The organism is Streptomyces sp. NPDC048636, assembly GCF_040650655.1.
Taxonomy (GTDB): Bacteria; Actinomycetota; Actinomycetes; order Streptomycetales; family Streptomycetaceae; genus Streptomyces.
This window is the reverse complement of record NZ_JBEZHR010000002.1, coordinates 473,435-486,595: the sequence shown is the minus strand read 5'-3', so window position 1 is coordinate 486,595 and position 13,161 is coordinate 473,435. Positions and strand designations below refer to the sequence as shown.

Annotated in this window: 12 protein-coding genes; 6 read left to right on the top strand and 6 right to left on the bottom strand. The window is 69.1% G+C overall.

What is annotated here, in order from left to right:
- Positions 1-10: 10 nt before the first annotated feature.
- On the bottom strand, positions 11-1,180 hold the full coding sequence (locus AB0C66_RS08035; RefSeq protein ID WP_362434350.1) for a steroid 3-ketoacyl-CoA thiolase: 1,170 nt from the start codon (positions 1,178-1,180) through the stop codon (positions 11-13).
- 274 nt (positions 1,181-1,454) lie between these two features.
- Between AB0C66_RS08035 and AB0C66_RS08030 the strand changes: the two genes are divergently transcribed.
- Positions 1,455-2,687, top strand: a complete 1,233-nt coding sequence (locus AB0C66_RS08030; protein WP_362434347.1) for a cytochrome P450 — start codon at positions 1,455-1,457, stop codon at positions 2,685-2,687.
- A gap of 29 nt (positions 2,688-2,716) precedes the next feature.
- On the opposite strand, the gene AB0C66_RS08025 is transcribed toward AB0C66_RS08030, so the two are convergent.
- Complete coding sequence (locus tag AB0C66_RS08025) at positions 2,717-3,352, bottom strand: superoxide dismutase family protein (RefSeq protein WP_362434345.1); 636 nt, start codon at positions 3,350-3,352, stop codon at positions 2,717-2,719.
- Between the two features lie 516 nt (positions 3,353-3,868).
- Here AB0C66_RS08025 and AB0C66_RS08020 point away from each other — a divergent pair.
- Entirely contained in the window at positions 3,869-4,990 is a 1,122-nt protein-coding gene (locus tag AB0C66_RS08020) for an acyl-CoA desaturase (RefSeq protein WP_362434342.1), read from the top strand.
- Between the two features lie 301 nt (positions 4,991-5,291).
- On the opposite strand, the gene AB0C66_RS08015 is transcribed toward AB0C66_RS08020, so the two are convergent.
- Both AB0C66_RS08015 and AB0C66_RS08010 read right to left on the bottom strand, forming a co-directional pair.
- Entirely contained in the window at positions 5,292-6,362 is a 1,071-nt protein-coding gene (locus AB0C66_RS08015; protein ID WP_362434339.1) for an ice-binding family protein, read from the bottom strand.
- A gap of 550 nt (positions 6,363-6,912) precedes the next feature.
- On the bottom strand, positions 6,913-8,913 hold the full coding sequence (locus AB0C66_RS08010; RefSeq protein ID WP_362435584.1) for a bifunctional glycosyltransferase 87/phosphatase PAP2 family protein: 2,001 nt from the start codon (positions 8,911-8,913) through the stop codon (positions 6,913-6,915).
- 430 nt (positions 8,914-9,343) lie between these two features.
- Here AB0C66_RS08010 and AB0C66_RS08005 point away from each other — a divergent pair, with 430 nt between their 5' ends.
- The 4 genes from AB0C66_RS08005 (at position 9,344) to AB0C66_RS07990 (ending at position 11,978) form a co-directional block, all read left to right on the top strand.
- Positions 9,344-9,790: a DUF2000 family protein gene (locus tag AB0C66_RS08005; RefSeq protein ID WP_362435581.1), complete on the top strand. Its 447-nt coding sequence runs from the start codon at positions 9,344-9,346 to the stop codon at positions 9,788-9,790.
- A 16-nt stretch (positions 9,791-9,806) separates the two neighbouring features.
- Complete coding sequence (locus tag AB0C66_RS08000) at positions 9,807-10,133, top strand: antibiotic biosynthesis monooxygenase (protein ID WP_362434336.1); 327 nt, start codon at positions 9,807-9,809, stop codon at positions 10,131-10,133.
- 419 nt (positions 10,134-10,552) lie between these two features.
- Positions 10,553-10,750, top strand: a complete 198-nt coding sequence (locus AB0C66_RS07995; RefSeq protein ID WP_362434334.1) for a hypothetical protein — start codon at positions 10,553-10,555, stop codon at positions 10,748-10,750.
- A 31-nt stretch (positions 10,751-10,781) separates the two neighbouring features.
- Positions 10,782-11,978 carry a helix-turn-helix transcriptional regulator gene (locus AB0C66_RS07990; RefSeq protein WP_362434331.1) on the top strand — a complete coding sequence of 399 codons (1,197 nt, stop codon included), beginning with the start codon at positions 10,782-10,784 and terminating at the stop codon, positions 11,976-11,978.
- Here the strand turns inward: AB0C66_RS07990 and AB0C66_RS07985 are convergent.
- Together AB0C66_RS07985 and AB0C66_RS07980 are read right to left on the bottom strand one after the other, a co-directional pair.
- Positions 11,968-12,543 (bottom strand): GNAT family N-acetyltransferase, encoded by a 576-nt coding sequence (locus AB0C66_RS07985; RefSeq protein ID WP_362434328.1) that lies wholly within the window; start codon positions 12,541-12,543, stop codon positions 11,968-11,970. The genes AB0C66_RS07990 and AB0C66_RS07985 overlap by 11 nt on opposite strands.
- Positions 12,540-13,118 (bottom strand): XRE family transcriptional regulator, encoded by a 579-nt coding sequence (locus AB0C66_RS07980; protein ID WP_362434326.1) that lies wholly within the window; start codon positions 13,116-13,118, stop codon positions 12,540-12,542. The genes AB0C66_RS07985 and AB0C66_RS07980 overlap by 4 nt, the downstream gene beginning before the upstream one ends.
- Positions 13,119-13,161: the final 43 nt, after the last annotated feature.

Sequence of the window (13,161 nt, the reverse complement as noted above, 5' to 3'; positions counted from 1 at the left end):
GGGGCGGTGGTCAGAGCCGCTGGATGATGGTGCCGGTCGCCAGTCCGCCGCCCGCGCACATCGTGATGAGCGCGAACTCCCGGTCGGCGCGCTCCAGTTCATGCAGGGCGGTGGTGATCAGCCGGGCTCCGGTGGCGCCCACCGGGTGGCCCAGCGCGATGGCGCCACCGTTCACATTCACCTTCCCCAGGTCCTGTTCGAAGACCTGCGCCCAGGACAGCACCACGGAGGCGAACGCCTCGTTGATCTCCACCACATCGATGTCCTTGAGCGACATCCCGGCCTTGCCCAGCACCGCCCGGGTGGCGTCGATCGGACCGTCGAGGTGGTAGTGCGGATCGGCGCCGACCAGCGCCTGGGCCACGATCCGGGCGCGCGGCCTCAGCTTGAGGGCGCGCGCCATCCGCTTGGACGCCCACAGCACCGCACACGCGCCGTCGGAGATCTGAGAGGAGTTGCCCGCGGTGTGCACGGCGGTGGGCATGATGGGCTTCAGCCGGGACAGCGCCTCCATACTGGTGTCCCGCAGCCCCTCGTCCCGGTCGACCAGCCGCCACATGCCCTGTCCGGCCGCCTGCTCCTCATCGGTCGTGGGCACCTGTACGGCGAACGTCTCATGCTTGAAGCGCTCCTCGGCCCACGCCCGCCCGGCCCGCTCCTGCGAGAGCAGCCCGAGCGTGTCCACCCGCTCCCGGGTCAGCCCCCGGTGGCGGGCGATCCGCTCCGCCGCCTCGAACTGGTTGGGCAGATCGACGTTCCACTCGTCCGGGAACGGCTTGCCCGGCCCGTGTTTGGAGCCACTGCCCAGCGGCACCCGCGACATGGCCTCGACCCCGCAGCCGATACCGATGTCGATCACCCCGGTGGCGACCATATTGGCCACCATGTGATTCGCCTGCTGCGAGGAGCCGCACTGACAGTCCACCGTGGTCGCCGCGGTCTCGTACGGCAGCCCCATCGCCAGCCAGGCGGTGCGGGCGGGGTTCATCGACTGCTCCCCCGCGTGGGTCACCGTGCCGCCGACGATCTGCTCGACGCAGTCGGGCTGGATCCCGGTGCGGGCGAGGAGTTCCCGGTAGGTCTCGCCGAGCAGATAGGCGGGATGGAGATTGGCGAGCGCGCCACCGCGCTTGCCGATGGGCGTGCGTACGGCTTCGACGATGACGGGTTCCGCGGCCATGTCTCGTCCTCTCCTCGTCCTCGCCTCCGCGGGGCTCCCGGCGGCACCCGCGCCCGTGACGTACGTACTGCCCACGCAACTAGTACGTGTTCTAGTTCCTCTCTCAGTCTGCTGAGCCCCGCCCCGGCCGCGCAAGGGTTGTGCAGAGCCCGAGTCGGGCCGTTCGGGACAACAATGACCGCCACATCTCTTGCCACTTGTAGAACTCGTTACTACGTTGCGGACACTTCTGATGAACCGTCAGATGTTTTAGGTCCGGAACCTGGAGTGGCCGATGTCGTGTCCAGCGCTCCCCGAGGGCTTCGATCTCACCGACCCCGACCTCCACCAGCAGCGGGTGCCGCTCCCGGAACTCGCCCTGCTGCGCCGCACCGCCCCGGTCTGGTGGAACGCGCAGCCGCACGGTATCGCCGGTTTCCAGGACGACGGCTACTGGGCCGTCACCCGCCACGCGGATGTGAAGGAGGTGTCCACCCGGCCCGAGGTCTTCTCCTCCCACCGCAACACCGCCATCATCCGCTTCAACGAGAGCATCCAGCGGGAGCAGATCGACGTACAGAAACTGATCATGCTCAATATGGACCCGCCGGAACACACCCGGGTCCGCCAGATCGTCCAGCGCGGATTCACCCCGCGCGCCATCCGCGCGCTGGAGGGCGCCCTGCGCGACCGCGCCATCCGGATCGTGGCGGAGGCGAAGACGAACGGCAGCGGGGACTTCGTCACCGATATCGCCTGTGAACTGCCGCTCCAGGCCATCGCCGAGCTGATCGGCGTCCCCCAGCGGGATCGCTCAAAGATCTTCGACTGGAGCAACAAGATGGTGGCGTACGACGATCCGGAGCTCGCCATCACCGAGGAGATCGGCGCGGAGTCGGCCATGGAGCTGATCTCCTACGCGATGAACCTGGCCGTCGACCGCAAGGCGTGCCCCGCCCAGGACATCGTCAGCAGACTGGTGGCCGCCGAGGACGAAGGCAACCTCCAGTCCGATGAGTTCGGCTTCTTCGTACTGCTGCTGGCCGTGGCCGGGAACGAGACCACGCGCAACGCCATCAGCCACGGGATGCACGCCTTCCTCACCCACCCCGACCAGTGGGAGCTGTTCAAGCGCGAACGCCCGGCCGGCGCCGCGGAGGAGATCGTCCGCTGGGCCACCCCCGTGATGTCCTTCCAGCGCACCGCCACCCGGGACACCGAACTCGGCGGTGCGCGGATCCGGGCCGGGCAGCGGGTCGGGGTGTTCTACTCCTCCGCCAACAACGACCCGGAGGTCTTCGACCGTCCCGAGGTCTTCGACATCACCCGCGATCCCAACCCCCACCTCGGCTTCGGCGGCGGCGGACCGCACTTCTGCCTCGGCAAGAGCCTCGCGGAGCTGGAGATCCGGCTGATCTTCAACGCCATCGCGGACGCCGTGCCGGACATCCGGCTGACCGGCGATCCGCGGCGGCTGCGCTCGGCATGGCTCAACGGGATCAAGGAGCTCCGGGTGGCCTACGCCTGACCGGTGGCGCGTGGGTCATCCGGCGTGGGTCACTTGAACGGGACGTTCACACAGGCGACGCGGTCCCCTGCCATCCCGGCCTTCCCCTTGTGCGTACTGGTGCCGTGCTCATGGATCACCACGGAGCGCGCCTCACCGGACCGGAAATGCCACTTCACCCATGACTTGGACCAACCCTTGCCGACCCCGTTGGTGGTGAGGTCGAGCCACACCTCGTTGCGCGGGTTGGCGTACGTGGGATTGGTCGAGGGCTGATGGGGGTCCTGCTCGTTCTGGTAGTGCGGCCCCGACGAGTCGGGCTTGGTGCCGCACGGCTTCGTATGCACATGGATCCCGAAGTGGTGGTCGGGCGCGAGGCCGCGCAGACTGATGAACACGAACGTTCCGCGGTGCATCATGCGGTAGCCGTGCTCCTGGCCGTCCGCACCCTCGTGGTGCTTCATGCCCTTGCCGCCCACCCGCGCCTCCGCGATGAACACACTCGCGGACGTCGGCACCAGCGTCTTGTCATAGGTCACCGCACCGGCGTTCTGCGCCTGTGCCGCGGGCTGGAACTTGTCGTGGACGAAGACGAAGGGGTGTGGCGGCGCGGCGACCGCGGGTGCCGCGAGGGCCAGGGAGGCGCCCATGGCGACCGCCGCGGTCACTGCCTTCACCAGCAACATCCTTGATCCCTCCTCGGTCGGGGTCCCCGATCCCCGTCTCGATTCCCGGATCCCCCCGGTCAACGCGCTTTCGCGCCTTTTCGCCCCTTTTCTCCACGCTAGACGTGTCGGTCACACCCTTCAACGTGAGCGAGCTCGCCATGACACGGGCCGGGTTGGCCCAACACCGGTCATGCTTCCCGCATCAGCCGCCTCGGCGTGCGGGGAGTACGGTGAGAGGACGGAGGGCGATCCGCACCGACGGTCGCCCCGCGCACATCGCGATACCCGACACGGTCCGGACCCATGGGCTCGGAGAGCGCGCAAGCACAGCCCAGGGCGCCCCGCGGGATGGCCACCACGGCCCCGGCGATGCGTGAGCGGAGGACACGTGGTCTGAGCACCGGCCGGACGAACCGGCCGATCTTCACGATCCTTGTCCGTTCCCTGGCCCCGCGAGGGACGCGCCCGACGGCCCGCACGAGCTGCCCGCATCCGCGCGCCGCTGACAGGTGACAACGATCAGGATCGAGATCAATGGAGTCCTCAGACTTCGTTCGACGCCCCGCGTTCACGCGCTCTTCGGCACCGCGGGCCGAGCCCCGCGGAAAGACTCCGGGCGAGCGCGCCACCTTCCGTGACCGACCCGCCGGCAGTGACTACGCCCTGCTCTCCCGCCGCATCAGAAGCGCGGGACTGCTGCGCCACCGGCCGCTGCGTTCCGTCTCGGCGTTGGCCGGCACGCTGCTCTTCCTCACCGGTGGCTGGGCTGCCTTCCTCCTGGTCGGCGACTCCTGGTGGCAGCTGGCCACCGCCGCCGCGCTGGCATTCGCCTTCACCCAGTGCGGGTTCCGCGGCCATGAAGCGGGCCACCGCCAGTTGTTCCGCGGCAAACGGGCGAACGACATCACCGGGCTGCTGTTCGGCGATCTCTTCATCGGCCTCGGATTCGGCTGGTGGGTCGCCAAACACAACCGTCACCATGCCCATCCCAACCAGGTCGGCCGCGATCCCGACATCGAGACCGGCGCCTTGGTCTTCATCGATCACGAGGCCCGCGGGCGAACGGGTACGGCCGGTTTCCTCACCCGTCACCAGGCCCCCCTCTTCTTCCCCATGCTGCTGCTGGAGGGCTGGGCACTGCACGTGGCCACCTTCCGGTCGCTGCGAAGGGGCAGGACGAGCGCTCCCGCTCCTCTCGCGGTCGAGGCCCTCGCGCTGCTCGTACATGCGGCGGCGTATCTCACCGCCGTGTTCCTGGTCCTCTCGCCCCTCAAGGCGCTGGCGTTCATCGTGGTCCAACAGGCGTTCTTCGGCCTCTACATGGGAGCTTCGTTCGCCCCCAACCACAAGGGCATGGCGATGCCGGAGGAGCACGAGCGCCCGGACTTCCTGCGCGGCCAGGTCCTCACCTCGCGCAATGTGCGGGGCGGGCGGGTCATCGACTTCCTGCTCGGCGGCCTGAACTACCAGATCGAACACCACCTGTTCCCCAGCATGCCCCGAAGCGCCCTGCCGACCGCCCAGCCCCTGGTCCGCGCCTTCTGCGCCGAGCTCGGCCTGCCCTATACGCAGACGGGCCTGGTGGACTCGTACCGACAGGCACTGCGCCACCTCCACGCGGTGGGAGCACCCCTGCGGGCCGAACCGCGGGCATGACCCCGGTCGCGCCGACGGCCGTACAACGGCCCCGGCGTATACACACCGGGGCCGCCCTTTCGGGTCGGTCGCACGTGAGCGTGGACCGGCCCACTCACCATGCTACGCCCAGGGAACTTTTCCGACATAGCGGGTGTATTGAACAACGCGGTGGGCCCCCGGACGGTGTGTCCGGGGGCCCAGTCCGTCGAACGAACGACGGACAGGAACGGTGCACCAGGCGGTCAACGCCTGCGATGGCTCAGTGCCGTCGTCTCTCCGCTCCTTGCCTTTCTCTCCTCACGAAGAGGGACCGGGAGACTCAGGCCTCGCACGTCCCGTGAGCCGGCGCCGAGGCGCTCCTGAAGGAGGAGGCACACTCGTCGTCGTGGCGGTAGTGATCGCTCTTGCCCTCTTCGTCGCAGTCGTCGTCGTGGCCCCGGTCATGGTCGTAGCCATGGCCGCCGTGGTCGCCCGGAGTGCAGGGAACCGCAGGACCACCACCCGGTCCGGGAGGCCCGGGAGGCCCGGGAGGTCCAGCGGGTCCAGCCGGTCCGGCCGGTCCGGCCGGTCCAACGGGCCCGGCTTGGCCTGTGGGTCCAGCGGCTCCTGCCGGTCCTGCGGGCCCTGCGGGTCCCGCTGCTCCAGGCTGGCCAGGGGCGCCGGGGGATCCGGGGGCACCGGGAGCGCCGGGAGCGCCGGGGGCACCAGGGGCACCAGGAGCGCCGGGGGCACCGGGAGCTCCAGGGGAGCCGGGCGGCCCGGGCGGACCGGGCGGACCAACGGTGCAGGCGGCCCGCGTGATGACGTTGTTGTCCAGCGTGACCGCGCCATTACGCGCGAGGGCACGGCCTTCGATCACCGCGCCGGTCTGCACCGTGATGGACGTCAGGGCCAGGATGTTGCCCTTGAAGAAGGAGTTGGTTCCGAGCGTGGCGGAGCTGCCCACCTGCCAGAACACGTTGCACGCCTGGGCTCCGTTGGTGAGCAGCACGTTGCTCGCCGACGCCGTGGTCAGAGTCGAGGCCATCTGGATGATGAAGACGGCGTCGGGGTCGCCCTGGGCATCGAGAGTGACTGTCCCGGTGAGCCCCAGAGATGATGTGGAGGTGTAGACGCCGGGCGTCAGCGTCGATCCGCCGAGATCGCCTGAGACGGAGGCCCCGGGGCCCCGGCTGGCCGCGTCGTTGTAGGCGATGGTGAGATCGGACTGCGCCTGAGCGGCGGGGGCGTCGGCCGCGTGAATCGTCCCGTTGACGATTCCGGGCGGAAAGCCGGTCACCGCGGAGCCCGGGCTCACCCCGAGGTCGCCGTTGACGACGGTGGGGGTGATCGTATTGGTGACCGTTGAACCGGCGAGGACCGCGTAACTGGTGGCAGTGCCCAGTTGCACGGGGGCTTCCGCGGCGCTTGCGGGGCTCGAGTGCATGGAGACCGCCGCCAGCAAAGCCACTCCGGGGAGCAGGGCGAGGGCCCGCTTGAGGCGAGTGCGTTTACGTTCTCTGCATGGGGGGGCGGACCGCATGGTGTCCACTGCCATGGCATGACCCTTCTTCTCGTCGTTGAACTCAGTCGCCCCGGCAGGGGACTCCGAGCGTGCTCGTGAGTTCTGGTCAGGCGAGAGCCGCCCGCCGCGCGCGTCGCGTCCACGGGCACCGCATAAGCACAGGACCGCAGCACGACTGACGACCGCAAGTGATGAGGGACCGTCACTCACTTAAGCGTGCTAATAGCATCATAAGAATCACTACATACCAAAGAACTCGAAGTGTGAAATAAGCGGACAATAATGACTATTCACCCATACGCTCTGGCGTGTCGTCAGGAACCCCCTCGTCAGAGCGAGGTGCCGCGCCGGGGAGTTCGAGCCGGTTGATCGTCCGCTCGATCCCGGCGGACGGCACGCAAGGATCCTGTCCGACATGCCGTCCGCCGGATGGTGCCTAGCGCTGCGACACCTCGGTCTTGTCGTCGGCCCCGACCGGCTTGTCGGCCCACTCCGGCACGGGGGCGGCCACGGCGCCCATCGTCGCCGACAGCGGTGGCGCCTTCTCCCGCGGCGGCCCGCCCACCCCGAGCAGCAGGTACTGGAGCCCGAACCCGGCCGAGACCACGGCGACGCCGCCGATCGCGTCCAGGATGTAGTGGTTCGCGGTGCCGACGATCACGGCGGTGGTCAGCAGCGGGTACAGGGCACCGAGCACCTTCGCCCAGACGTACGGCGCCACGATCGCGATCACCACACCGCACCACAGCGACCACCCCACATGCAGTGAGGGCATGGCGGCGTACTGGTTGGACAGCTTGGTCAGCGCGCCGAAGTCCGGGTCCCGCAGGTCCTGCGGACCGTGCGCGGTGTCCACGTAACCCAGGCCCATCAGCCGCGGCGGGGCCAGCGGGTAGAGCCAGAATCCGACCAGCGCCAGCAGCGTGGCGAGGGCCAGCGGGGTACGGGCCCATCGGTAGGTGGCCGGGCGGCGCAGATACAGCCAGCCCAGCAGCGAAAGCGGAATCAGGAAGTGGAAGGTGCTGTAGTACCAGTTCATTCCGCCCTTGAGCCACGATGTGTCCGCCACGATCGCGTTGGACCAGTGCTCGACATCGATCCGCAGCCAGCCCTCGAGGGTGAGCACCTGATGGCCGTGGTCCTCGGCCGCACCGCGCTCACCGGGCGCGTGGGCGCGGATCCACGAGTACACGAAGTAGCCGACGCGGATCAGTATCAGCTCGAGCATCAGATTGGGGCGGGACAGCGGTCGCCGCGCGAAACGCAGCAGCGGCACCCAGGAGAAGCGGCTCTTCGCGGGCTCCGTCACCGGGGTCGCGTCCGGGGTGTCCCATAGCGGCGAGGACCGGGAGAGGAACGGCACCACACAGGCGGCGGCGAGCGCGGCCAACAGCGGTGCGTTGTAGCCGATATGGCCGAGGACATCGATGTCGGGCAGTAGCGCGGTACGGCTGAGCGACATCACCAGCACCACCAGCAGCGGCCACACCAGCCGGTCCGCGGCGCGCTTGCCGACCCGGCCGACCATGGCCAGCAGAATCCATAACTGCTGGTACTGCCAGGAGGTGGGCGAGACCGCCAGCGCCACACAGCCGGTGATCGCGGTGGCCAGCAGCAGTTGACCGTCCCGGGCGTAGCGCACCGCGCGCCGCAGACCGACCACCGCCACCGCCACCGCCAGCAGCGCGAGCAGCGCCAGCTCGGCCGGGCCCTCGAGGCCGACGCGTAACAGCAGTCCGTGCAGGGACTGGTTGGCCAGGCCGTCGGCGGGCGCGCCCAATCCGGCGCCACCGATGTGGTGCAGCCAGTACGTCGAGGAGTCATGCGGCATCGCGGCCCAGGCCAGCGCGGTGCAGACGGCGAAGGTCGCGCCCGCGAGCGCGGCCGACCGGCGCCGTCCGACCAGCCACATCACCACGGCGAACAGCAGCAGCGCGGGCTGGAGCGCCGCGGCCACACCGATGAGCGCCCCCGCCTGCCGTCCGGAGGTTCGGGGCAGCACGGTGAACACGACCAGCAGCACCGGGATGACGCTGGTCTGGCCGAGGGTGAAGGTGTTGCGCACCGGGAGCGAGAGCACCAACAGGCAGATACCGAGCGGCGCGGCCTGGAGCGACACACGCCGGGAGACCGGACCGGGCAGCGCGCGGGCGGCGACAAGTCCGAGGACGACGACGAGCAGCAGGGTGCCGAAGGTCCAGACGACTCCGAGGCTCTGCTCGGCGGCACGCGTCAGCGGTTTGAGCACCAGCCCGGAGAAGGGGGTGCCGGTGAACGCCTCCCCGTCGTAGAGCGATCCGCTTATATGCAGGACGCCGCGGTCGCCGATCCATGTCTCGAGGTCGGTCAGCCGCTGGTCCGGTGGCAGCCGCAGCACCGCGGCGGCCTGACGGACGGCCAGCACACCGGCCAGCAACCACAGCGCGCCCAGCACCATTCTGGTCCGTGACGTCCCCGCCCCGACGGCGCCGGACGCTCTCCGCGAGCCCGGGGTCGACTCCAGTCCGCTCCGCTCCGCGTTCGCCACGCTCCGCGCTCCCCCACTCACTATCTGTATCGATCCGGATACGAGGAGACCTTACTGAGCCACCTCCTCAGACGCCGAGCACCCTCTCTTCACTGGCTGTCGCGTCGGGTTGTCCGAGATAGGGCGGTCCCCACGACATCCGGGCCGATATGCATAATTCTGTGCGGATCATCGGCATCGCAGTGGGGGTGGAAGCGTGGCGGAAGAATTGGGCGTGCAGGGCTTCGACGGGCCGGTCGGGGGCACGCCGGCAGCGGGCCCGGTCGCCGGGGACACCGTCCCGCCCGGCACCGTGGTTCACCGCTCCGTTGTGCGGCCGGCCCGCTCCGCACCGGCGTTCCTGACCCCGCCCCGGGCCACGGGGGAAGGTCCCCCCAGGCGATACGACACCAAGATCGCGGTCATCGTCCGGGACGATCTGGCCGACTGGCAGAAGCTCCATGTGACGGCCCGTCTCTCCAGCGGGATCGCGCACGCCACGGACCAGGTGGTCGGCGGGACCTACGAGGACGCCTCCGGTAACACCTACCTCCCGATGTTCCGCGGGCCCGTCCTCGTCTACACCGGCTACTCCCCCGCCCTCACCCGCGCCCACACCCGCGCCCTCGCCCGCGGACTGACCACCGCCCTCTGCACCGAGGAGCTGTTCACCACCGACAACGAGGACGACCACCGCGCCGCGGTACGGGCGGTGGCGGCCGAGGATCTCCGTCTGGTGGGCCTCGCGGTGTACGGGCCGCGCAGCGCGGTGGTCAAGGTGACCAAGGGGCTGAAGCTGCACGGCTGAGTGGCAGGATGGCCCCATGAGCGTAGTCAAGATCAATGTGCTGACCGTGCCCGAGGAGCAGCGCGAGGTGCTGGAGAAGCGCTTCGCCTCGCGCGCCGGTTCCGTGGAGAACTCGGACGGTTTCGAGTGGTTCGAGCTCCTCCGCCCGGTCGAGGGCACCGACCAGTACCTCGTCTACACGCGCTGGCGCGACGAGGAGTCCTTCCAGGCGTGGATGGAGGGCCCCATGAAGGCGGCCCACCAACGCGGTGGCGAGGGCGCCCCGCAGCAGAAGCCCGCCGCCGCCGGCTCCACCCTCTGGTCCTTCGAGGTCGTCCAGCAGGCAGCCCCCAAGCAGGCTTGATCCGGCCCTGCGCACACCGTCGGCCAGGGGCCGACGGTGTCGGCCCCTGGCCATCAGCGCGGCTGCCGACCAGCCCCTCGCACCGACGCACACCGTGCGCACCGGCACGGCGGCCACGCCGACGTCTCCACCGGATTCAGCGGTTCGGTGGACCTGACCACGCGCATTGGTCCGTAGGTCTTCCCGCCGTCCCGGGACACGCGCAGCGTCATCATGGGGCGGCGCCTCACCGGTCCGTGTCCCTGTGCAGCGGTCCCTCATGGTGCCGCTGGAGTGCCACCAGGCAATCCACCGCCTTGGAATAATCCCCGACGGCGTTCCAGTGCGCTTGCTGTCGCAGAAGAGCGCGGCACACATCGCACCGCACGGGTGATTGCCCGGCCGGAAGACCAAGCCGACAGACGGGGCATTCCGACGGAATGCCCGTGTGGACGTTCCTCGGGCCCAACAGGGTCTCGGCGGGCCATGTCGGCCGTAACCCGGGGGACCTGTTCTCTTCCACGTTGGCGCTCCTGTGCGGCGTCGGCCGTACCCCGGGCAGTTCGCGCTGCCGCGGGGTCCTGATCTACGTCAAGACAACCGCGCTGGTGAAGTCCCGGTTGGTGACCGGCTGGTGACTGCGCGGTGACAGCCCGTACCCTGGTCACCATGACCGGCGGGGAGTTCAGCCAAAGAGTCCGCGACCTGCTTCGCGATCGGGGCATGAGCGTCCGGGCGGTCGCCCGTCAGCTGAACTACGACCACGCCTATCTGTCTCGTGTGCTCTCCGGGAAACAGCAGCCGTCGGCGCAACTCATCACGGGATTGGACAACCTGCTCCAGGCGAACGGGGAACTCGCCACACTCGCGGCCCGAGTAGCACCGCCGACAGTTTCGCCGGAAGCAACTGATACACCGGCCCTCACCGATCGGATGCTCACACTCAACGAGGCCCGTGGAGCCGACCTCGCACAGGCCATCCGGGAGACTTCGCACCGGCTGATCGCCCTGGACAATGAGCTCAACGGGGTTTCCATCGCAGAGCCCGCGGGCCGCGCGTTCAAGGTCGTACATCGACGGCTCGGTGCCGGAGACTACGATTCCCGGCACGAGCGCGACATCCAGTCGGCCGCCGCCGAACTGGCCGAAGTCGCCGGATGGGCTCTCTGGGACGCGGAAAGAGAAGACGCCGCCCAGCGTTTCAACCATGAGGCGCTGTTCCTCGCGGATCTCGCAGGGGACCGTTCCATCGCATTGCTGACGTTGCAGAACATGGCCATGCAGAGTGAATGGCGCGGACGGAACCAGGAAGCGCTGTCCATCGCCCGGTCGGTGCTCAACCGTAGACGGCTGTCCCCGCGCGTCGAGGCGATGTTCCGCATCCGTGAAGCCAAGGGACTGGTCGGCACGGGACGTACGTCGGATGCGATCGAGTCACTCGGACGCGCCCGGTCGCTCATCGAGGACGGTAGCGGCGTCGGCGAACCGGCCTGGACATGGTGGGTGACCAGCGGGGAAATTGACCGCCAGTGGGGTCACTCACTCCAGATCGCAGGTGACGCACAGAAGGCAATCGAGCTACTACTGCAATCCGTACAACCAGGGCGCGACGTCACGACCGGCTATTCAAGCGAGCGAGTCGCACGGCTCGCACAATGCCTACTGGACGTCCATGCCTGGCGCGACGCGGAAGACGTCGTCAGGTCCCTGGTCACCGCCGCACCCGGAATCTCCTCGGGACGGACCCTCCGCCTCATCGGTCATGTCGCCAAGCAGCGCGAAAGGCTGAGCGGTGCACCGACAAGCCTTACGGATACTCTTGAGTATTTGTCAGAAAAGCTGGACGAGGATCCATTCACCTTTTGACGGAGCTGGTCAGCCGAGGTTGGGCCGGGACGGCCGCCGGGAGTTGTTTGTAGAAGAAGGTGCAGTCCTCGAGGGTGCCGTCCGGGTCGGTCGCGTAGGCGGGGACAACGCCGTAGGGGGTCCAGCCGTCGGAGCGGTAGACATGTTCCGCGGGGCTGCCGGTGCGGGTGTCCAGGATCAGGAGGGTGACCCCGGCCGCCGTGGCGGCGGATTGGGCCGTGGCCAGGAGGACGCGGGAGAGGCCGCGGCCGCGGGCGGTGCGGTGGACCATCAGTTTGAGGATCTCCGCGCGGTGGCGGCCGTTAGGCTTGCCGGACAGAGCCAGGCTGACGGTGCCGTTGATGCCGTTCTCGTCCCGGCAGACCCAGACGAGCAGACTGCCGTCGGCGACCGCCGGGGCCTGGCCGCGCCACCAGGCGGCGGCCGACTCCCGGTCGAAGGGGGCGAGGAAGCCCAGGGAGGCGCCGTCGTCCACGGCGTCGACGAGGAGGGCGGCGAGCCCCTTGACGCTGCCGCCGAAGGTCTCGGGGGTCAGACGGTCGACGGTGTGGTCGGACGGCCTCATGGGAGCACCACCATCACCGCGTAACGCACCGGTTCGGCGCCCGTGCAGCGGAACCTTGAACTCCCCCACAGCCGGAACCGCAGACAGTCCCCCGCCTCCAACTCGTGGGCCTGGCCGTTCGCGGTGATCTCCACCGCTCCCTCCAGCACCCATACGTGCTGCTCCAGCCCCGGCACCGGCGGCTCGTCGTACGCGATGTCCGCGCTCGGGCTCAGGGTGCCCTCGACGATCTCGCCGCGCAGTCCGGCATGCGGCGGGGAAACCGAGCGGCGTACGAAGCGGGAGGAAGCGTCCCGCCACACCGGCTGTGACGCGGCGCGTACCACCGCCGGGGGCTCGGACTCCACCTCGGCCAGCAGACGTGACATCGTCCGCTCGTAGACCGCGCACAACCTGTTCAGCAGGGCCGCCGTCGGGCTGATCTCGCCGCGCTCGAGGCGGGACAGCGTCGACCGGCTGATGTCCGCCCGCCGCGCCAACTCCTCGAGCGACCAGCCCCGTTCCGTCCGCAGCTCCGCGAGGCGTGTGGACAGCCGTGCGTCCAGCGCGTCCGTATCCAGCCCAGCATCTCTCATATGCGAGAGGGTATCCCACATACGAGACGCCGCCCCCGGCCGG

What these genes read in the sequence shown, in the direction of transcription:
- AB0C66_RS07990 (WP_362434331.1), top strand. Translation starts at nt 10,782, where the DNA reads ATGACCGGCGGGGAGTTCAGCCAAAGAGTCCGCGACCTGCTTCGCGAT.
- AB0C66_RS07985 (WP_362434328.1), bottom strand. Translation starts at nt 12,543, where the DNA reads ATGAGGCCGTCCGACCACACCGTCGACCGTCTGACCCCCGAGACCTTC.
- AB0C66_RS08020 (WP_362434342.1), top strand. Translation starts at nt 3,869, where the DNA reads ATGGAGTCCTCAGACTTCGTTCGACGCCCCGCGTTCACGCGCTCTTCG.
- AB0C66_RS08010 (WP_362435584.1), bottom strand. Translation starts at nt 8,913, where the DNA reads ATGGTGCTGGGCGCGCTGTGGTTGCTGGCCGGTGTGCTGGCCGTCCGT.
- AB0C66_RS08030 (WP_362434347.1), top strand. Translation starts at nt 1,455, where the DNA reads ATGTCGTGTCCAGCGCTCCCCGAGGGCTTCGATCTCACCGACCCCGAC.
- AB0C66_RS08000 (WP_362434336.1), top strand. Translation starts at nt 9,807, where the DNA reads ATGAGCGTAGTCAAGATCAATGTGCTGACCGTGCCCGAGGAGCAGCGC.
- AB0C66_RS07995 (WP_362434334.1), top strand. Translation starts at nt 10,553, where the DNA reads ATGCCCGTGTGGACGTTCCTCGGGCCCAACAGGGTCTCGGCGGGCCAT.
- AB0C66_RS08025 (WP_362434345.1), bottom strand. Translation starts at nt 3,352, where the DNA reads ATGTTGCTGGTGAAGGCAGTGACCGCGGCGGTCGCCATGGGCGCCTCC.
- AB0C66_RS07980 (WP_362434326.1), bottom strand. Translation starts at nt 13,118, where the DNA reads ATGAGAGATGCTGGGCTGGATACGGACGCGCTGGACGCACGGCTGTCC.
- AB0C66_RS08035 (WP_362434350.1), bottom strand. Translation starts at nt 1,180, where the DNA reads ATGGCCGCGGAACCCGTCATCGTCGAAGCCGTACGCACGCCCATCGGC.